The organism is Bradyrhizobium sp. CCBAU 25338, from assembly GCF_028128965.1.
Classification (GTDB): domain Bacteria; phylum Pseudomonadota; class Alphaproteobacteria; order Rhizobiales; family Xanthobacteraceae; genus Bradyrhizobium; species Bradyrhizobium liaoningense.
In genome coordinates this window covers 270,516-289,357 of the sequence record NZ_LFKY01000003.1, presented here as the reverse complement: position 1 = coordinate 289,357, position 18,842 = coordinate 270,516, and the positions used below count along the sequence as shown (strand labels likewise).

The following is an 18,842-nucleotide window of genomic DNA, read 5'->3' as shown; positions in this document are numbered from 1 at the left end:
CAATCTTACGCAAAGCCCATAGGCCGCAAGCCGGCACACGAGAACACCACCGTGAAACGTATCGTGGTTGCGGATGATCACGAGGTTGTACGCGCTGGGCTCCGCGCCATCGTGGAGGCCCGCTCCGACTGGACCGTCAGCGGGGAGGCGACCAATGGCGAGGAAGCCATCGCTTTGGCACTGGAGACGCTCCCGGACATCGTGATCGTCGACTATTCGATGCCGATGATGAACGGACTGGAGGTCAGCCGTCGCCTCAAGTCCATGCATTTGCGCACAGAGCCGTTGATACTAACGATGCATGAAAGCGAGGAGCTGCTGACGGAAGCGGTTCTGGCCGGGGTTCGCGGCTTCCTGTTCAAGTCCGACGCAAGGAAGCACTTGATCTCCGCGATAGAGGCGCTGCTGGATGGCAATCCATATTTTACGGGTGTTCTCCTCGAGAAGTTGCTTCATGACTATCAGTCTAACAGGCACAACAGGTCAGACATGCTGCTCACTTCGCGCGAGCAGAGCGTGGTTCAGCTTATTTCAGAGGGACACACCAATAGATCCATTGGTGCGATACTGAAGGTGCGTGTGAAGACGGTTGAGACGCACCGCGCATCGGTCATGCGCAAGCTGGGGATGTCGTCGACGGCCGAGCTGGTCCGCTATGCGATTCGCAAGAAGCTGGTCGGGCTCTGAAGCACGTGATCGGCGAGGGGCGCAACATGCTGCGAGTGCTGATCCGGCTCCTTCTAGTCGACCTTGCGACAACGATTTCCACTACTGAGGTCTTCGCACAAATCACGCCGCGCGGAGAGCCGTTTCAGGTGCAATCATTGGCGGGGCCGTTGGCGGACGACGTGGCGCTGCAATAGGCGCTACCGCGGGAGCGATCGCCGGCGCCAATTCGCGTCATCGACGTCGGCACAGCTACTATTGGCGGCATAGTCAGTGCTGGTACCGCACCCGCAGCGCCGCTCCCATCCTGTGTCCTCCAGATACTGTCGTTGATACGATAGCATGCGGCGCGCGGGGCGCGAGATGCCGAGATATTGGGGCATATCCACCGCCGATCAGGGCGACGACCCCTGCGACTCAAAACGATCCGAAGATCGACCCCAGGACGAGGACGGCGGCAAGCGCGATGATGCAGCTGACGATCACCGTCATCACCATGTCCAGATAGCTCTCACGGTGAGTAAGACCGCTGATTTGCAGTAGCAGCAACACCGTGCCGTTGTGGGGCAGCGCGTCCAGGGTACCGGCGCTCATCGTCGTTATGCGATGCATCAACTCGGGATCGATATGATAATCAGTGGCAAGGCGCATGAAGTCAGCGCCAAATGCATTGAGCACAATCGCCATGCCGCCCGAAGCAGTACCGGTCAAGGCAGCCAGCACATTCATGGAGAGTGCCAATGAGACCAGTGGTCCTCCCTGAACCGAGAATACCGCATCGCGGACTAGCGCAAATGCCGGCACTGCGGCAACGACCGCGCCGAAGCCGACAAGACTGGCGATCATCAGCATCGGCATGGCAGCAGAATTCGCACCCGCGTCGAGAGTTTCGCGCACGGACGGCAAGCGTCGAAAGTTGATGAGCATGACCGTCAGATTTGCCAACGCGAGAGCCACCAAAACTGACCAGACGCCGGAGACTGCCCCGATCGTAATACCGCCCCAGCGAGGCTCGGACAGGTACGAAAAATCGAGCCGTGGGAATACGACGAGCGCCATCAGGAAATTGGTGACGATAACGACGACGATGGGCAGTATGGCCAGGACGAAGGGCGGCCCGCTCTCGGCCGGCTTGCCATGCTGCAACTCGGCAGGATCGAAGTCACCCGCCGGCGCCGCTTGCTCGCGGACCATCTCGTTGACGACCGGCGCGGTTACTGCCTCGCCAGCGTAGCCTTCGCCAGCTTTGCGCGCTGCAGCCTCGGCACGGCCAAGCCACCACATGCCGAAAACTATGATGATGGCCGACGCGATGAGACTCAGCCCGGGTGCCGCAAAGGTGGTGGTGCCGAAATATGGCATCGGAATCGCGTTATTGACCGAGGGGGTTCCCGGCATCACCGACATAGTGAAGGTGAATGCACCGAGTCCGACCGCTGCCGGTATCAATCGGCGCGGCAGATTCGCGGCCCGGAACATCTCGTGAGCCAGAGGGGCCAGCACGAAGAATGCGACGAACACGCTCACGCCGCCATAGGTCACGATCGCCGAGGCTGCCACCACCGCGAGCATCGTGTGGCTGGCTCCCAATTTCTTGGTCAAATACTGCGCGATCGCGCTGACCGAGCCGCTGTCGCCCATGAACTTGCCGAACAATCCGCCGAGCAGAAACAGTGGGAACCATTGCGCCACAAATCGCGCCGCTCCCGGCATGAAGGTCTGCGTCCAGTGAGCGAGCAGCGGTTCCTCCGAGAACATGGCGACGATGAGCGCCGCGATCGGAGACACCAGCAAGATACTCCACCCGCGGTAGGCGAGCCACATGAGGAGAGCTAAGCCGAGCAGTACCCCAAAGAGTCCCATGATTAGCTACTCCGATAGATCCGAGGTCAATGAGGGAGCTGTCGCTGTCTTGCTCACGCACAGCCCCATGAAAATCAGGCAGGCTTTTCCACATCGCGCACTACGGCGGATACCGGCTCGAGGCGTTGCCGCGGCAGCAGGAAGAGCCAAGTCACCAGGACGAAAGGTGCCGTCAGGGCCGGAATGGCGAACGGGGACAGCGCAACGTTCAAGGCCGACTGGACGATGACCGTGAACATCGTGCCAAGGGCGGTGTAGACCACGACGCGCCAACTCGGCTGATAAAAGACGGTACCAAGTGCGATCGCAGTCAGGACCGGGCTGAACCCGAGGAGGCCGCCGGTGATCAGGTCGCTCTCCGCGCCGAAAAGATGGGCCGTCAGCACGGCTAAGATCGCGCCCCCGAGAGCGAGGGCCGCGGCTGCGAGCGAGCTCACGGCGAGCCCCGCAAACAGGAGCAGCGCGGCGATGCTGCTAGCCTTCAGGAAGACTTGCGAGATGCTGAGGAACACGCCTTGGACAAGGTCAATCAGCTGGAGCGGGCTTCCTTGGTAGGCCTGGAATGCCGTAACAACCCTGCCGGTCGGCAGCGCTGCTCCCGCGAGGCCGGAAAATCCATATGTGGCCAGCAAGAGAAGCCAAGTTGTGAGCACGAACGGAAATGTGAGAGCGCCGCCCCACGGCTTGACGGCATTGGTTGTCCCCAGCATCACGACGACGGATACGGCCGCTCCCAGTACCACATACACCCAAAGGAGCAGCCCGGGAGCCAAGAACGTCGCCAGCGCAAGGCCGACGAGGATGCCGTTGAAGCCATAGAGTCCAGCATGGAGCGAGTCGGTATCGACGTGGAGCAGCTCTGCGGTCAGGTTTGCCGCGATGACCGCGACCACACCCGCAATTGCCACTCGTGGAGCGCCAGATGCATATGATCCCCAGACAATTGCAGCAAGGAAGAGCATCCCGGTCAGCGGGTTGTTCTGAAACATAACTTGCCCGATGCTGCGTAAATTGATGTCCAGGAACCGTAACATGGCGGAGGATCCGCAGAGGTTCTCCCACCCTGCCAAGATCTTTTCCATTGCTGCCTCCTCGAACGTGCAATCACTGCTATGGGCGATCAACGCTCGGTGCCCGCTAGCGCCAAAGATACGGCGGAGGTAGTGCGGCCCCGATGATCTCCTCGCGGACCACTGCCCAAAACTCGCGAACCTTGGCCTTCACTTGTGCGGTCTCGCGGCCCAGCACCTTGAATACCAGCCCGGCGTCATTGGGCAGGCGACACGCGCCGAACGCCAAGTTGTTCACGAGGTCCACATCGGCGCCGGCCCGCTCGTGGATCCGCTCGGCCTTGTCCTTGGGGACGCACAGAATCACGTTGGCGAACACGTCGAAGGCGTCCATCACGCCGGTCTGCCGCATCGCATACCGCTGCGGCTCGATGACCAGCTTCTCCGCGAACAGGACACGACCATCGGGGCGTGCGCCGGACGTCGCGATCGACAGGATCGTGGCGCCGAAGCATTCGTCTGGACGATGGTGCTTGCGGCCGGGCTGAATGATCTCGGACATAAGCAGCGTAGCCGAAGGCGCCACTAAGATCTGCGTATCGCTGAGATAACGTGAATGCCGATGCGGGATCACGGGATCTGGAAGAAACTCCAGGTAGGCATCATCGGCTAGCGTGATGGTCTGGCTTTGCGCCGCATAGTTGGCGTCCATCGCGTGGATCTTGGTCGCGGATTGCGAGGTGATGTGCGCCTGCGCCCGCGGAGCGAGGGTGATGTCGAGGGCGAGCCTGTCTCCCTGCAGCACGCAACCCGTCGTCGTGATCAGGAAAAGGCAGGCCAGACCTGGCATTTCCTCGTCGCAATAGAGCGCGCGTTGCACCATGTAGGGCGCGCGCCGTTCCAGCTTCGCCAGAACAGTTCGACCAGAGCGGTGTTCCAGGCCCAGGCGCAGGAAGCCCGTCTTGCCGACCGCCCCGCTCCTCATCTGAGGCGGCTCGTCCTGGAACGGGGCAAACTCCGGGCTCGATGCAGCGATGGCTTCGGCGCGGGCCCAGGGAAAGGTCGCGGGTATCATGCCGGACGCCGTAGCTGCCGTTGGACATCGAACAAGAACTCCCGCTCGATCAGCGCGACCAATTCGGGAATGCCTTCCCCCGTCTTGCAGTTCGTGAACAGAAACGGCTTGAGGCCACGCATCAACTGCGAATCCCGCTTCATGACCTCGAGGCTGGCCCCTACGTGGGGCGCAAGATCGGTCTTGTTGATGACCAGGACGTCGGAGTACGTGATGCCGGGACCGTTCTTTCGTGGTATCTTGTCGCCCGCGGCGACGTCGATCACGTAGATGAAGTAGTCCACCAGCGCCGGAGAGAATGTCAGGGTCAGATTATCGCCTCCACTTTCGATCAGCACCACATCGCTGTCCGGAAAGCGCCGCTCCATGTCCTCGACGGCCGCGAGGTTCATACTCGGGTCTTCACGGACCGCAGTATGCGGGCATGCCCCCGTCTCGACGCCGAGGATGCGCTCCTGGATCAAAATACCCTTGAGCGTGCGCTGGACGTGCTTGGCGTCCTCGGTCGTGACCACGTCATTCGTGATGATGAGCACTTTGATGCCGAGATCGAGCAGACAGGGCGTGATGGCTTCCACGATCGCGGTCTTCCCTGACCCGACCGGGCCGCCGATGCCGATGCGCGTGATGTTCTTCGACATTCCGAGCTCCATTCGTCAGTTCATGAATAGCCGGACGTGCGCTCTGGTGTGGACGGCGGCCAGGATTTCCGTCAGCGGAGCAAAACTGGCCATGTCTGGAAGCCGTGCTGCCGCGGCGGCGGGGTATGCCTCTTCTGCCTTCCGAGTGAGCTCGTAGAGAATCTTCTGCGTATCGATGTGGCTGACCCTCATCAGCCTTAGGGCCGCTCCGAGGATTGTCGTCGCAACTCCGTACTGATGAACGACGAACGCCTGGCTGGCGGGCAGAAACTGAACGGCAAAGCCGATCGCCAGCGCTACTGGGTAGCAGCCCGGAGTCACGGACGCTTCAATGTGCTCACGCCACGTGCGAAGTAGCGGAGCGCCGACCACCTCCACACCCATCTCCGTGAACTTCTTGCCCATGCGAACCGACATCGACCGTGCCTCTCCGGAAAGCTTGCGGGCGTAGACCTGCGCGTCGATCCGGGAGAGCGTGTCAACGTCATTTGCCGTTGCCGCGCGATGCGCGGCGATCAGCGCGATGCAGTCGCTGCGTGCCGCCTGCTCGAGCGCAGTGTGTGTGAACGCGCGGAGCGTAGCAGCATTGGTGACGACGCCTTCCTGGATCGCGGATTCCACTCCGGAAGAAAACGAGAATGCGCCGATGGGGAACATTGAATCGCCGAACTGCAACATCCGCGAGAGAAATGCGGCGCTGTCTGCTGCTTTGGCGCCCTCATTCGCGATGGTCATGCGCGGACCGGCCGTTTGCAGGCGATGCTTGCGTCGGATCTCCCGAGCCCACATCGCGGCGCGTTGGCGGATGTCGGTGAACGTGGCCACCGTCGGGCTCGATGCCAGCGTAGCTCTCGTGCGTGTGGGAATGCACAGGTCCTTCCGCTCCACCGAAGAGCCGCCGTGATTCATGTGGAGCAAGATAGGGGATGACATCCCGGCCGGGTACGAACTCGTAGCGGAGTCCCTCGAAGCGGTGCGTGTTCATGACGGACGCCATCACCTTGCGGTCGACTGTGAGCGGGACATAGACGACCGTGTCCTTGACAAGCGCGGGCCAATGCTGGTTGCCCATTGCGTGGCCCAGTTCCACGCATGTCCGCATCGCCAGCTTCGGCGCAAGCCTCATCAGTTCGTCCAGATGCACGATCATCACGTCACGCAACTCGATTCGCGCAACGATCGCGGAGCGCGCATGGGCATCCCAAAGCAAGACGTCTCCATCGCGGATGTGGGTCCCGCGGTCGATCGAGATTGCGACTTGCACACCCTTGACCGTCGTCTTGCGGAAGCGGCTCTTCTGCGCTTCCCATTGGTCGATCTCGAGCAAGTCGGTATCGGCGGATGACAAGCGCTCCGCCCATTCATGGTCGTCGATGCTGCCCACGATTGTATCGATCAGGATCATGCCAGGCGCCTCAACTGAAGAAGTATTTCTGGTTCAACGACACCGTCTCTAGGGGGGGCACGGTCGCGTGCTTGCCGTCGACTGTCACGGCAAAGGTTTCCGGACTGACTTCGATCTTCGGCGTGCCGGTGTTTCGGACCATATTTCTCTTGCCGATATTGCGTACATTGCGCACCGGCATCACCTGCCTGCGGAGTCCCAGCCGCTCCTTGATCCCGGCGGCGTGCGCTGCGCCGGAGACGAACGTGATGCAGTTCTCCGCCAGCGCGCTACCCTGGGTTCCGAACATGGCCCGATAATAGGTGGGCTGGGGCGTCGGGAGCGACGCGTTCGGATCACCCATGACCGCCCAGCTGATGAAGCCGTTCTTGATCACGATCTTGGGCTTTGCGCCGAAGAAAGCAGGCTCCCACAGGACGAGGTCCGCGATCTTGCCGACCTCCACTGAGCCGAGCACTTCGCTAAGGCCGTGTGCAATGGCGGGATTGATCGTGATCTTCGCTACGTAGCGCAGCACCCGGAAATTGTCGTTGCCGGGCGCGTCCTCCGGAAGCTTGCCGCGGCCGGTCTTCATTGCATCGGCGGTCTGGATGCAACGCAGCCAACATTCCCCGATGCGGCCCATGGCTTGGGAGTCGCTCGAGAACATCGAGATAATCCCGAGATCCTGAAGAACGTTTTCCGCCGCGATGGTCTCAGCCCTGATGCGGCTCTCCGTGAACGCCACATCGGACGGAATGTCCGGACTGAGGTGGTGACAGACCATGATCATGTCGTAGAGCTCCGCCTGCGAGTTGATGCCGTAGGGAAGCGTGGGGTTCGTCGAAGACGGCAGGACGTTGGGAAGGCCAGCGATCTTGATGATGTCCGGCGCATGGCCGCCGCCGGACCCCTCGGTGTGGAACGAGTGGACCGTCCGTCCCTCGAACGCCTCGATCGAGTCGTCGATGAAGCCGGATTCGTTCAGGGTATCGGTATGAATGCAGACCTGCGTGTCCGTCTCGTCGGCTACGGTCAGAGCGGACCGCAGCACCGCCGGAGTGGTGCCCCAGTCTTCGTGACACTTCACGCCGACTGCGCCCGCCTCGATCTGTTCGATGAGGGCCGCCTTGCCGTGTCCGTGACCCTTGCCGAGGATGCCGACGTTGAGAGGCCAATCCTCGAACGCGCGCAACATCATGGTGATGTTGCCGGGACCGGATGTCACCGTCGTCGCATTGGAGCCGTCGGAAGGGCCCGTGCCACCGCCGATCAACGTCGTCGTGCCGTTTGAGAGTGCAGCCTGCGCCTGCTGCGGAGAAATGAAGTGAATGTGCGTGTCGATCCCGGCGGCTGTCAGGATGAGATGCGAACCCGAGATGGCGTCGGTGGCCAGACCTATCTCGAGCCCGGGCGTGACACGGTCCATGATCTGCGGATTGCCGGACTTGCCGATGGCACAGATGCGGCCATCCTTGATGCCCACATCCGCCTTCACGACGCCGAGCACCGCGTCGATCACGGTGACGTTGGTAATCACGAGGTCGGGAGCGCCACCCGCCCGCGTCACCTGATTGTCCATACCCATGCCTTCGCGCATGCTCTTGCCGCCGCCGAAAACGATTTCGTCGCCATATCCACCGCGCAAATCGCGCTCGATCTCGACGAATAGCCCTGTATCACCCAATCGGATGCGATCGCCGGTCGTCGGACCGAACAGGCCGACATATTCTTGTCGCGATATGGTCGCCATGTTCGCCCCCGCTCGAGAATAGGAGTGTCAGGCCTTCGTCTTGACGGAGCGGAAGCCGCGCCCCGTCGCCTGTGCCACCGCCTCGGATTTGACCGTGGCGGCGTCCGGGCCGGCGGTAGGACCGTCGACGAGATTGTTAAAACCATAGACGGCACGCTTGCCGCCATATGGAACGAGCTCAACCTCGCGCTCGTCGCCGGGCTCGAATCTGGTCGCCGTCGAGGAAGGAATATTGAGGTGCAGCCCGAAGGCGGCTGCGCGATCGAATTCCAGCGCGCGATTGACTTCGAAGAAGTGAAAGTGCGATCCAACCTGTATCGGCCGGTCTCCCGCGTTGCGCACCTTGAGTGTCGTCACGGGGCGATCTGCGTCGAACGAGATCGCAGACGGGCCGTAGATGTAGCCACCTATCGGTACATCGACCGTCGCCGGGTCGACATCGGCGGCAATCTTGGGACCGGCCTTGGGTCCAGCCATGTTGAGCTCCTGCTAGGCTGTCATTGGATCGGCGTATGTACGGTCACCAAACGGCTTCCGTCGGTAAATACCGCCTCGATCTGAACCATTGGAATGAGATCGGCGACGCCATCCATCACATCGGCCTTGCTCAGGACGGTGCGTGCTTCATTGGTCACATCTTCGATTGTCTTCCCTGCACGGGCACCATCGAGAGCGGTCGCCGAGATGACGGCTACGGCCTCTGGGTAGTTCAGCTTCAGGCCTTTGGCTTGTCGCTTCAGCGCAACGTCAGCCACCATGTAGACAAGCAGCTTGTCGAATTCTCTCGGCGTTAGTTGCATACAGTCCTCCTGAGCTGCTGGCGAAGGGCAGGCTGACATGGCTAGTCATGCAGACGCTCGCCGAAACAGGCAATGGGGCTTCTACCTAGTCACGGATTGGGAAATACCTAGCGAGCGGAATGTCGTAGCGCTTGGCCTGGTAGCGCTTGATTTTCTCAGTATGGAGCGCGGGCCTTTATTTTGCGCTGGGCCATTCCACCGTCGTGGTGGTCACGACGATGTTATTCACAGTCAGTGACGTGAGTTTCGGCGGCGACGGCCTCCTCGGGTTGTTCGCGGTTGCCTGGCTCGTGTCCACGGCTTCGTGGCGTACGGCCCCCGCGCACGACCGCTGGACGACATCCTTCACACGCGCAGATTGTCGCCTCCGTTCTGTCAATGACGGCTGAATGGGGCGCCGGGACGAAGCTGGCTCTTTGAATTTGCGCGGTTGGCAAGGGGCATTTCAGGCCTTACCGCCATCCGCACACCCGACGACCGCGATGCCACCAGCAGACCCAGCGGCGACGGCGTCGCCTGTATGGGTGTCCCCAGCCCGGACGAGGAGGTGGAGGCGGGGGCGGTCCCCACCACTGCGCCCGCCGCACGAAGTCCGTCGGCTCCCCGGCTTTCGCGAGATCAGAGTCGATCGGCATCGCCTCCGCGACGCCAACGAGGTGGACACCGATGGCGCCGATCGCCGCGGCGACAACGGCATTCTGTGCAAGGCCAAGGAAAGCGCGTCGGGTTGGAGCGTTCATCGCTTTCTCCTTCATTGTCATGCTGTCATTGTCATGCTGTCCTGCGCCCCGATTGCAGCGCGTAGCGCAGCCATGCCAGGCCATGCACGATCAAGTCGACACCGAGCAGGAAGCCGAGCGCCCAATCGCTGATCGTGGGGAAGCGGAACAGGATCAGCACGCCCGCCAGCACCGCGAAGGCGCCAGAAATCAGCATGATCCAGCCGTTCTGCCCCCAATAGGCAAAGCTCAGAATGCATCGGATGATGCCCGATGCGAACAGCACCGCGCCGAGGACATAGGTCAGGATCAGCGCGCCGGAGGCGGGTTGGGCGAGCAGCACGAGACCGAAGGCGAGATAAAGCGCGCCGAGCACGATCTGCCAGAGGAAACCGCCCCACCCTTTCGTCCAGAACGCGTGTGCGATCTCGAACGCGCCGGCCGCGATGGCGGTCAGCCCGATGAACTTGACGCTGACGATAGTCGCAAACACAACATCGCCGAGGGCGGCGGCGCCGGCGGCGATCAAGATAATGCCAAGCAGAGCGCAAACCCAGACTGGCGGAGGCCCTAGAGCTTCGATTCCTGACCGGCTGTCAAAGACTGTCATGCCATCCTCCAGATCTGATCGGCACGTTTCGGATGCTAGTTTTTGATCAGCAAGATGGACATCCGACGAAACCCTGAACCGCGGATCGGGAATGTGCGTATGTGTGAATGGGACCACAGGTTCCGGGAACGGCACGGTGACGGCTTATCGCCGGCCTCGCGGGCCCAACGTCAAGTGGGTCACCCCCGCCGCCAAGTTGATCCCGATCGACCGCTCTATCGACAGCGGCTGCAGGACGACGGTACGGCGAGAGCCGCCTATCAGAACGTTGGCGCCGAGGCCCGGGCCGACGGCGAGGCTGCCGCTCGCGCCCACATAGCTGCCGCGCAATGTTCCGGGACCGATCCGCGAGTTCTTGGCAAACACGGCCCAGGACAGCGTGCCCGCACTGGTCACGCCGAAATCAAGGCCGACGCGTCTGATCCGTCCCTCGTAGATGTACTGCCGGGGTGGACGCCGCGCGTAGAACACACAGCGCAACGACTGCGCCGACCCAAGCACCAGCCCAACTCGAGGCGTAGACAGGCACAACAGCCTGCCGACCCTGAACGTCTCAGCCCGCACGGGCGAGGTGATAGCGCAAAGCAAGGTCGACACACCGATGACTGCAAGATATCGCAACTTTTGCATTCAATCCTCCGCCTGCTTGTTCATTCCGGCGGGGACCTGTGAGGGCCGCCGGTCCTGGCGCAGCCAGAACGAGATGGCGAGGCCGATCAGCAGTACGGCGCCGAGAAGGAAGAAAAAAACGGACTGTTTGAGCCAGGATATCGCTGGAACGGCGGCGGCCATCGCGAGACCTAGAAAGGAAATCTGCGGAGACAGCAGGTTCACGCCCGCAAGGAACGTGCCGAGTGCAAGCAACGTCAGCAGGACAAGGCTGGTCGCCGGGGTGGGAAGCAACTGCTGTACGCCGGAGATCAGCATGATGTTCATCGTGACCAGAACCGCGATCCAGTGCAGGGCCTGCGTCCAGATCAAGCGGAACTGGTTCTCCTTGCCTTCGATCTCCGACCACTTGGTAAGGACGCAGACCACGCCGAAGGCAAGTGCCAGGAATTCCCAATAGCCGGTCAGGGGTTGGTGCGAGATGTTGGTATAGGCGACGCCGGCGATGGCGAGCAGCAGCGCTACGGCATAGGGAAGCTGCTGCCACAGGAAACGGTACCTCCGGGAACGCGCCAAGGGACGTTCTGGAGTATGACTTTGCTGCACATCAATCCCGCTCATGGATGCTCACTCGCGGCTGTCAGAGCCGGCTTGAGATCATCGCCGATGTAATCTTCGACATAGAGCCTGATGATTGCGACGCGGCCGACGGCGACCAACGGCATGGCAACGGCGACCCCCATAACGCCGAACAGCGCGCCGAGGAGGACGATCGCAACCAATGTCCAGGCCGGAGGGGTCTCGACCGCCTGTCGTTGGATCAGCGGGCCGATCACGTGACCTTCGATCGACTGGATGATCGTGTAGACGACGACGGCCCAGATCAGCAGCGAGGTCCCCAGCGGCATCGCGACGAGCGCGATCGGGATCGCGGCGACGATCGGCCCGAGATAGGGAATGAAATTTGACAAACCTGCCTGAATCCCAAGCACGAAAGGAGCGGGCAGTCCTATGAGATAGAGCGCGATCCATACGCAGAGTGTCATCAGGATGACGCGGATCAATTGACCGACGAACCACAGCCGCATGACGCTGCCCATCTCGTCCATCACGGCGCGAGCGCGGGCGCGGTACGAGTGTTTGACCAACACGACCACGCTCTCTCGATGGCTGGTGGGATCGTAGGCAAAGAGAATCCCGAGGAACAGAATCACGAGAACGGCGGTCAAAAGGCTCGATGCCCCACCCAGCAGAAATTGAGCGTGGCTGAGGAAGCGCACCTGATCCGCGAACAGCCATTGCGCAAAGTCGCGGCCCCATTCCGGACCGAGCAGGTCCACGCCATATGACAGTAAGTGTGTCTGGAGCACGTCGATTTGGGCATCCATGACCTTCAACAGCAGGCGTGTCTGTTCCGGCAACTTGCCTGCGCCCCAGGCCAGTCCAAAACCGGACAGCAGGAACAGCAGCAAGATAACGAGCGTCAAGCGCCAGACGCGTTTGATGGGAATGACTGGGGCTAGAGCCCGCGTCAAAGCATCAAGAAAGGCTGCGAACAACACGCCCGCAAAGACAATCAGCAGACTGGAGACGGTTTGCCATACCAGGAAGAGAGCGACGCCCGTGGCAAGCAAGGTAAGGCCGACCGCCAGCATGCTCGGCCGTCCGGTTTTTCCGGCCTGGTCAGCAGGATTCTCGTGCAGAACGACCTCGCGGAATCTGTCTGTTCCCATCCTGGAATCGCTCATCGCTCGGTCCATTGCCAGGGAGTGACGCTCAGATGTGACGACCAGGTCGGCGATCCCTCAGGTGCGAACGCGACGGCTACCATAGTGCGGGTGCCTGCCGCCGCGATGGCGCCAGTAGCGGTGCTTGAAAGGACTGGTATTGGTGTTGGGTGCCGCCTCCTTTGGCGCAACCGCACTAGGCTCTTTTTGCGGCGTCGCGGTGTTGTCCTTCGGCTGCGCGACCGAAAGGGACGGCATGACAACAGCCACCCATCCGCTCAGGACCAAGGCGCGCCCAATGGCGTGAATGTTCATACTCGCCTCCTGTGGTCGGGGGACCACGGCTCAGATCGCCTGGCTCCGTCGGCCTGCGCGCAGAGTCCGGCACCACCCCGCGACCTTAGAAGTGCGCGTCATGTGCGCACATCAGGGATTCTCTGTAGGCGGCGAGGGCAGGAAATCGGCAGGCGCGCCGGACGCTCAGGAAGCGGAGGTCGGATCCGGCTGCCGGGCAACGAGCACGACACTGCCGCGGAAGAACTCGCCGGCCCTGGCGAGCTCGGCGGCGAGGTGCCGGGCGTGGCGGATGGCGGCATCCTGATCGGCGCAGTCTTGTCCAATCCCATCGGGACAGACACCGTACTTGTCGGCAATGTGAAAGAAGAAGCGCATGCCCCGGATTAGGGCAGACGGGCTGCTGCTTCCAAGTGACAAAGGCGTAAGGAATCTACGCCAAAGGGCTCAGCCGACTGGGCAGGTTCCTGTCTTGCGGGACTGTAACGCGAGCAGCGGGCGAGCGTATCCGGAGCAGGTGGTTTCACCGCGGCAATTCGGGTCATCGTCCGATGCCGTTCCGCAGGCCGAAGGGATAGCGTGGCCTCGCTGGGGCAAGTTCCAGAGGAGGCAGCGATGTCCAATTTTGACCAGAACCTGGCGGCTGCGGAGACGGCGGGCCGCGCGATTGCGGTGGATGCCGGATTGCGTGACTACATGCTGCGCATCTACACCTACATGGGCGCCGGCGTCGGCTTTACCGCCGTCGTCGCCTGGCTCACCTATCAGATTACCGATCCGGCCTGGCTGGAGAGCCCATTGATGTGGGTCGTCATCCTGGCGCCGCTTGCGCTGGTGTTCTTCATCGGCTCGCGCATCAATACGCTGTCGGCACCGACGGCGCGGCTTCTGTTCTTCGTCTATGCAGGCTTGATCGGCATATCGCTCTCGATGCTGCTGCACATCTACACCAGCTCGTCGATCGCTCGCGTGTTTTTCATCGCAGCCGCCAGTTTCGGCGCGCTCAGCCTTTTTGGATATACGACCAGACGCGATCTCTCCGGGCTCGGCACCTTCCTGTTCATGGGCCTGATCGGAATCATCATCGCGAGCCTGGTCAATCTGTTCCTGTGGTCGAGTGCGCTCGACTGGCTGATCTCGATCGTCGGCGTCGGCGTGTTTGCCGGGCTCACGGCCTACGATACGCAGCGGATCAAGGCGATGTACGACAGCGCGGATGACCAGACCTCTGCAGGTCGCAAGTCAGTCTTGGCCGCGCTGTCGCTCTATCTCAATTTCATAAACCTGTTCATGATGCTGTTGCGGCTGGCGGGCGGCCGACGCTGAGGCGGGGAAAGCCGGCGGCTCATGCCGCCGGCCGCTCGACGGCGCTGGCCAAGGCGTCGCGCAAAGCCTTTTCCTTGGTGTCGTCGAGAGACGTCTTGAGCACGACGCCGCCGGCGTCCTTGATCTCCTTGATCACCTTGTCCGCGGTCATGTGCTTGATCAGAACGAACAGGGCCGCGTTTCCGGTCTGGAGATTTGCGGCCAATTCCTTCATGAATTTGTCATCGATGCCGAAGTCCGACAGAGCGCCACCGAGAGCACCCGAGGCTGCGCCCACAGCGACGCCCAGGATCGGATTGAGAAAGAGAACGCCGATCAGAAGCCCCCAGAAGCTTCCTGTCATCGCGCCCATGGCGGTCGTGTTGACGAGTTGATTGAGCTTGATGCCGCCCGAGTCCGTCTTCACGGCGATCACGGCGTCGCTGATCGTAATCAGATATTCTTTCTGCAGCCTGAGCAGTCGTTGACGCACCTCTTCGGCCTTCGCCTCGGACGGATACACGATCGCAACCAGATCGGACATGGAGGCCTCCTGTAAGTTCTAGAACATGCGGAGCGGAACATCAGGGCCGACGTTACGGTGCAAAGGTCAGCTTCGGAATCGGAGGAACCCCTAGGCGTGGTGGCTGAATGTCCCCATGTCGTGGGCTCGCACATGCAATTGAGCATTCCCTGTTCTTGAGCACGACGCCTGCGTGTGCCCAAGCGCTCGCCGAGCCGCTAACGCTCGGCGTCATGAAGCCTCCGGCCGGCAGCAAAGCCGGCCTTCTCATTTGATCGCCACCATCGTCGCGTGGATGCTTCGGATCTCCTATGGTCCGCTTCGTCGTGTCGCTGCGCCGACCCAGACAAGCCGTCATGCGGACGAAAGCAAAATTCGCGCAAAGAAAATCCCGCTGCGATACTAGATCGAAGCGCGCATTTTCAACGGCTGCAACGACCCGAAAATGATGTTCTCGAGTGCATCTATGCATCTATTATGTGTCAGCGAAGCCTTTCCGAAACCACCTTCGCGACGGTCGCGCCATATTCGTTTATCCGAATTTTGAGATCGTCGCGCCCCCGTGGCAAGAGTCTCCCTGGCTGCTCCCGCGGACCGCCTGCCTGTGCAAGGTGTCCTATTGAGGGTTTTAATCTAAGGTAGTGCTACCCTCTGGTGTGGTGCTACCTTCAGGTGTATGATCTGGTCTTGGGGATAAGCTCTCGGGCGGGGCCACAGAGAGGAGCGCGTACAATGCTGCATGGCTCCCGCAATCCTAAATTGAAGAAAGCCGCCGTCTGCGAATGGCAGCAAATCGGGCCGGCAGCGGCGAACGACCAGCTCTATTGGCGGTCTTCGACGGATCTTCTTTTCCTTGTACGCCCTTCTTATGGAGGGCGCTTCATATACGAGGGAGCCAATCCCGCGTTCGAGGCTTGTCTTGGGCTGTCTTCTGAGGACATTTACGACAAGGATATCTCTGATTTTATGAGGAAGGACGACGCTATATCGGTGTCCGAAGCCTTTCGGGCGTGCGTCGCACAAGGCAAAGAGGTCAGAGTTCGCCAGCATCTTGCGTTGGGCGGCCCGCGGCGGATGGTGGAGACCACTGTTGTACCGATCGTCGATCCCATGGTCGGTCGCGTTATCCGGCTCATGGGACATCATCGTGCCGCGTGTGACGGTCGTTGTGAAATTGTTACTGAAGCTGCCGATCAGGCGCATGCCAACATCAGCTTGATATCGATCCAGGATGGCATTCAGGAGCGGATAGCGTCCGATCTCCACGATTCGACTTGCCAATATTTGATTGCTGCGAGTCTGGGCCTCATGCGGTTGCGGACCAGCCTAACGGACAAGTCCCGGTCGCAGCAACTTTGCGACGAAATCGATACGTCAATTGATAAAGCTCTCAAGGAGATCCGTGGCTTTGCCTATCTGCTGCATCCACAAAATCTGACGGTCCATGGTCTGAAGGCGGCAATCGAGCAGTACGCAGAGGGAATTGCGGCGCGTACATCGCTGCAGATTCATACGAGGATCGTATCCGACGTAGATCAATTGTCCCATCAAACGAAACACGCACTGCTGCGTGTCGTTCAGGAGGCTCTCACGAACGTAGTTCGCCATGCCAGAGCGACGGAGGCGAGAATTGTCATCAACACGGCGGGCCTCCATTTCCGGCTGACGATCAGTGACAATGGACGTGGTTTTGCGACCGATCCTGCGAGGAAGGGCGCGAGCTCCATGCCGATTGGGGTGGGAATTCCCGTAATGAGAGCGAGGCTGCAACAGGTCGGAGGCACCCTGGATATCAGGTCTACGCCGGCAATGGGGCAGTCCGGCACAAAGTTGTGCGCAATCGTTCCGCATGGTCCCGTCGGGGATACACATAGCCGGCGGAAGCCCATACCGCGCTTGCAGGTACGCAATAGGAAAGAACATTGATTACCAGCGCCGACTGGAAATCGCTTGGAACCTTCAACTTGGGACCGCGCCGTCAAGAAAAAGACCTTGGAGTACTTTGTCATGAAGCGGCTTCTTATCGCGGACGACCATGATGCGGTGCGGTCTGGCTTGCGCGCAGTGCTGGAGCAACGGCCAGGTTGGGAGGTGGTGGCTGAAGCCAGTGATGGCGGCAAGGCGATCGCCGCGGCCATTGAAAGCCGGCCGCACGTCGCGATTCTCGACTTTTCGATGCCGCGAATGACTGGCGTGGAGGTCGCGAGGCGGATCAGAAACTATCCATTGCAGACCGAAGTCCTGATCTTCACGGTGCATAACTCCAGCCTGCTCGCTCATGAGGCCTTTGAGGCCGGTGCCCGTGCGTTCCTCTCGAAGTCGGACGCCAACAAGCTGCTGTTGGCGGCCGTTGAGTCGCTTCTGCTGCACAGGCCATTCTCCAGCGGGGTTTGCCCGAACGAATTCGATAGCAGACGACTGGGCGGGGATGACGGCAAGAATCGTCCACTCACCCCGCGGGAGCAGCTTGTCGTCAAGCTGGTTGCGGAGGGATACAGCAACAAGAACATTAGCGTCATCTTGAACCTCAGCCTCAAGACAACCGAAGCTCATCGGGCGGCTGCAATGCATAAACTGAATGTGAATTCCACGGCGGGGTTGGTCCGGTACGCGGTTCGTGCAGGACTGGTCGACGCATGATGGTTTTTTTGGCGGACTTCGGTCGCGTCAGTATCTTGGCCGGGACACCTCAGGGTTATCCGGGATAATCCTATTGGGCGGGATCGGTATAATCGCTCGCAAATGCTGCCGGTCGTCTCCGTCGCCTGCCCGACAGGCCGGAGTCGGCAAACGGGAACGACGCCGTGAAACGCATCTTGGTTGCGGATGACCATGAGGTCGTACGTTCCGGGCTTCGCGCGATCGTGGAGACGCGCTCCAACTGGATCGTGTGTGGAGAGGCGATCAACGGCGAGCAGGCCGTCGCATTGGCCCTTGAGACGAGGCCGGACATCGCGATCATCGACTACTCGATGCCCCTCATGAACGGCTTGGCTGTCAGCCGTCGGCTCAGGTCGCTTCATCTGCGCACGGAAGTGCTGGTTCTGACGATGCACGAGACGGAGGAACTCCTGACAGAAGCGATCTCGGCAGGCGTTCGCGGGTTCTTGTTCAAGTCTGATGCCCGGAAACACCTGATTTCGGCGATTGAAGCGCTGCTTGACGGCAAACCCTATTTCACCAGCGTTCTGCTCGAAAAGCTGCTCCATGAGTACCAGGTCAATGCGCGGAACCAATCAGCCAGGCTGCTGACCTCGCGCGAGCAGAACGTGGTTCAGTTGATTGCGGAGGGACATACCAACAGGTCCATAAGTGCGATCTTGAAGCTGAGTGTGAAGACTGTGGAAACGCATCGCGCCTCGGCAATGCGCAAGCTCGGCATGTCGTCGACCGCTGAACTGGTACGCTATGCGATCCGCAAGAAGTTGGTTTCGCCATGATCGGATGCCTGATCTTGGAGCAGAGCTGATGACCCGCCGCTTGCGGGGAACGGTCCTGGTTGGGCCGGCTTGGGATGGTTGGACTGTGCCAGGTGACGTGGCGACGCGCTGAGGCCGCCAATTCCAGGGTGGGAGTCGTGGAAGCGCTTGGCTGGAGTTCCAGCAGGCACCAGCACGAGCCAGCCTGCGGATCGTCTCGTTAGGCTTGGCGGAGATCTTGAATCGGCTATTTTATAATGCAATTTCAACCATATACGAGTTCGCAATTTTATCCGGAATGGCGCACCATTTCCCTGACATCACCGAGCTGCGACCGCTGCTGAACCACGACCCTTGTTCGCTATACGGGCCCGGCTGCCGCTGATATGATGCCCGCCATTGGACGGTAGACGGCAGTTCGCCACCAACTCTTCTGCGATGCCG

Annotated in this window: 21 protein-coding genes; 5 read left to right on the top strand and 16 right to left on the bottom strand. The window is 60.8% G+C overall.

The window, feature by feature from the left end; genetic code table 11:
* Positions 1-51 precede the first annotated feature (51 nt).
* Positions 52-687, top strand: a complete 636-nt coding sequence (locus ACM42_RS06550) for a response regulator transcription factor (protein WP_271527126.1) — start codon at positions 52-54, stop codon at positions 685-687.
* Positions 688-1,083: 396 nt separating this feature from the next.
* On the opposite strand, the gene ACM42_RS06545 is transcribed toward ACM42_RS06550, so the two are convergent.
* The 15 genes from ACM42_RS06545 to ACM42_RS06475 form a co-directional block, all read right to left on the bottom strand.
* Positions 1,084-2,529 carry a GntP family permease gene (locus tag ACM42_RS06545; protein ID WP_271527125.1) on the bottom strand — a complete coding sequence of 482 codons (1,446 nt, stop codon included), beginning with the start codon at positions 2,527-2,529 and terminating at the stop codon, positions 1,084-1,086.
* 74 nt (positions 2,530-2,603) lie between these two features.
* Positions 2,604-3,611: an urea transporter gene (gene yut / locus ACM42_RS06540; protein ID WP_271527124.1), complete on the bottom strand. Its 1,008-nt coding sequence runs from the start codon at positions 3,609-3,611 to the stop codon at positions 2,604-2,606.
* A 55-nt stretch (positions 3,612-3,666) separates the two neighbouring features.
* Positions 3,667-4,614, bottom strand: a complete 948-nt coding sequence (locus tag ACM42_RS06535) for an urease accessory protein UreD (protein WP_271527123.1) — start codon at positions 4,612-4,614, stop codon at positions 3,667-3,669.
* Positions 4,611-5,255: an urease accessory protein UreG gene (gene ureG, locus ACM42_RS06530; RefSeq protein ID WP_271527122.1), complete on the bottom strand. Its 645-nt coding sequence runs from the start codon at positions 5,253-5,255 to the stop codon at positions 4,611-4,613. The genes ACM42_RS06535 and ureG overlap by 4 nt, the downstream gene beginning before the upstream one ends.
* A gap of 15 nt (positions 5,256-5,270) precedes the next feature.
* Entirely contained in the window at positions 5,271-5,990 is a 720-nt protein-coding gene (locus ACM42_RS06525) for an urease accessory protein UreF (RefSeq protein WP_442868904.1), read from the bottom strand.
* On the bottom strand, positions 5,974-6,660 hold the full coding sequence (ureE, locus tag ACM42_RS06520) for an urease accessory protein UreE (RefSeq protein WP_271527120.1): 687 nt from the start codon (positions 6,658-6,660) through the stop codon (positions 5,974-5,976). Before ureE ends, ACM42_RS06525 begins: the two co-directional genes overlap by 17 nt.
* 10 nt (positions 6,661-6,670) lie before the next feature.
* The gene (locus tag ACM42_RS06515) at positions 6,671-8,392 is read right to left on the bottom strand and encodes an urease subunit alpha (RefSeq protein ID WP_271527119.1); all 1,722 of its coding nucleotides are present in this window, start codon (positions 8,390-8,392) and stop codon (positions 6,671-6,673) included.
* Positions 8,393-8,419: 27 nt separating this feature from the next.
* The gene (locus tag ACM42_RS06510) at positions 8,420-8,869 is read right to left on the bottom strand and encodes an urease subunit beta (RefSeq protein WP_271527118.1); all 450 of its coding nucleotides are present in this window, start codon (positions 8,867-8,869) and stop codon (positions 8,420-8,422) included.
* A 20-nt stretch (positions 8,870-8,889) separates the two neighbouring features.
* Positions 8,890-9,192, bottom strand: coding sequence for an urease subunit gamma (locus tag ACM42_RS06505; protein ID WP_035678625.1), 303 nt, complete (start codon positions 9,190-9,192; stop codon positions 8,890-8,892).
* Between the two features lie 771 nt (positions 9,193-9,963).
* The gene (locus ACM42_RS06500) at positions 9,964-10,521 is read right to left on the bottom strand and encodes an HdeD family acid-resistance protein (RefSeq protein ID WP_028180099.1); all 558 of its coding nucleotides are present in this window, start codon (positions 10,519-10,521) and stop codon (positions 9,964-9,966) included.
* A gap of 144 nt (positions 10,522-10,665) precedes the next feature.
* On the bottom strand, positions 10,666-11,151 hold the full coding sequence (locus ACM42_RS06495; RefSeq protein ID WP_271527117.1) for a DUF992 domain-containing protein: 486 nt from the start codon (positions 11,149-11,151) through the stop codon (positions 10,666-10,668).
* A complete protein-coding gene (locus tag ACM42_RS06490; protein WP_271527116.1) occupies positions 11,152-11,751 on the bottom strand; it encodes a hypothetical protein in 600 nt (199 codons plus the stop codon).
* On the bottom strand, positions 11,748-12,878 hold the full coding sequence (locus ACM42_RS06485) for an AI-2E family transporter (RefSeq protein WP_271527115.1): 1,131 nt from the start codon (positions 12,876-12,878) through the stop codon (positions 11,748-11,750). The genes ACM42_RS06490 and ACM42_RS06485 overlap by 4 nt, the downstream gene beginning before the upstream one ends.
* 57 nt (positions 12,879-12,935) lie before the next feature.
* Positions 12,936-13,172 (bottom strand): hypothetical protein, encoded by a 237-nt coding sequence (locus ACM42_RS06480; RefSeq protein ID WP_271527114.1) that lies wholly within the window; start codon positions 13,170-13,172, stop codon positions 12,936-12,938.
* 165 nt (positions 13,173-13,337) lie between these two features.
* On the bottom strand, positions 13,338-13,529 hold the full coding sequence (locus ACM42_RS06475; RefSeq protein WP_028180104.1) for a DUF6894 family protein: 192 nt from the start codon (positions 13,527-13,529) through the stop codon (positions 13,338-13,340).
* A gap of 237 nt (positions 13,530-13,766) precedes the next feature.
* On the opposite strand from ACM42_RS06475, the gene ACM42_RS06470 reads away from it, so the two are divergent.
* Positions 13,767-14,477, top strand: a complete 711-nt coding sequence (locus ACM42_RS06470) for a Bax inhibitor-1/YccA family protein (protein ID WP_271527113.1) — start codon at positions 13,767-13,769, stop codon at positions 14,475-14,477.
* A gap of 19 nt (positions 14,478-14,496) precedes the next feature.
* On the opposite strand, the gene ACM42_RS06465 is transcribed toward ACM42_RS06470, so the two are convergent.
* Positions 14,497-15,000 carry a DUF1269 domain-containing protein gene (locus tag ACM42_RS06465; protein ID WP_271527112.1) on the bottom strand — a complete coding sequence of 168 codons (504 nt, stop codon included), beginning with the start codon at positions 14,998-15,000 and terminating at the stop codon, positions 14,497-14,499.
* 711 nt (positions 15,001-15,711) lie between these two features.
* Between ACM42_RS06465 and ACM42_RS06460 the strand changes: the two genes are divergently transcribed.
* The 3 genes from ACM42_RS06460 to ACM42_RS06450 all read left to right on the top strand — a co-directional run bounded on the left by ACM42_RS06460 (position 15,712) and on the right by ACM42_RS06450 (position 18,419).
* Positions 15,712-16,905: a sensor histidine kinase gene (locus ACM42_RS06460; RefSeq protein WP_271527111.1), complete on the top strand. Its 1,194-nt coding sequence runs from the start codon at positions 15,712-15,714 to the stop codon at positions 16,903-16,905.
* Positions 16,906-16,986: 81 nt separating this feature from the next.
* Positions 16,987-17,619 carry a response regulator gene (locus ACM42_RS06455; RefSeq protein WP_028180108.1) on the top strand — a complete coding sequence of 211 codons (633 nt, stop codon included), beginning with the start codon at positions 16,987-16,989 and terminating at the stop codon, positions 17,617-17,619.
* A gap of 164 nt (positions 17,620-17,783) precedes the next feature.
* Positions 17,784-18,419 (top strand): response regulator, encoded by a 636-nt coding sequence (locus tag ACM42_RS06450; RefSeq protein WP_271527110.1) that lies wholly within the window; start codon positions 17,784-17,786, stop codon positions 18,417-18,419.
* Positions 18,420-18,842: the final 423 nt, after the last annotated feature.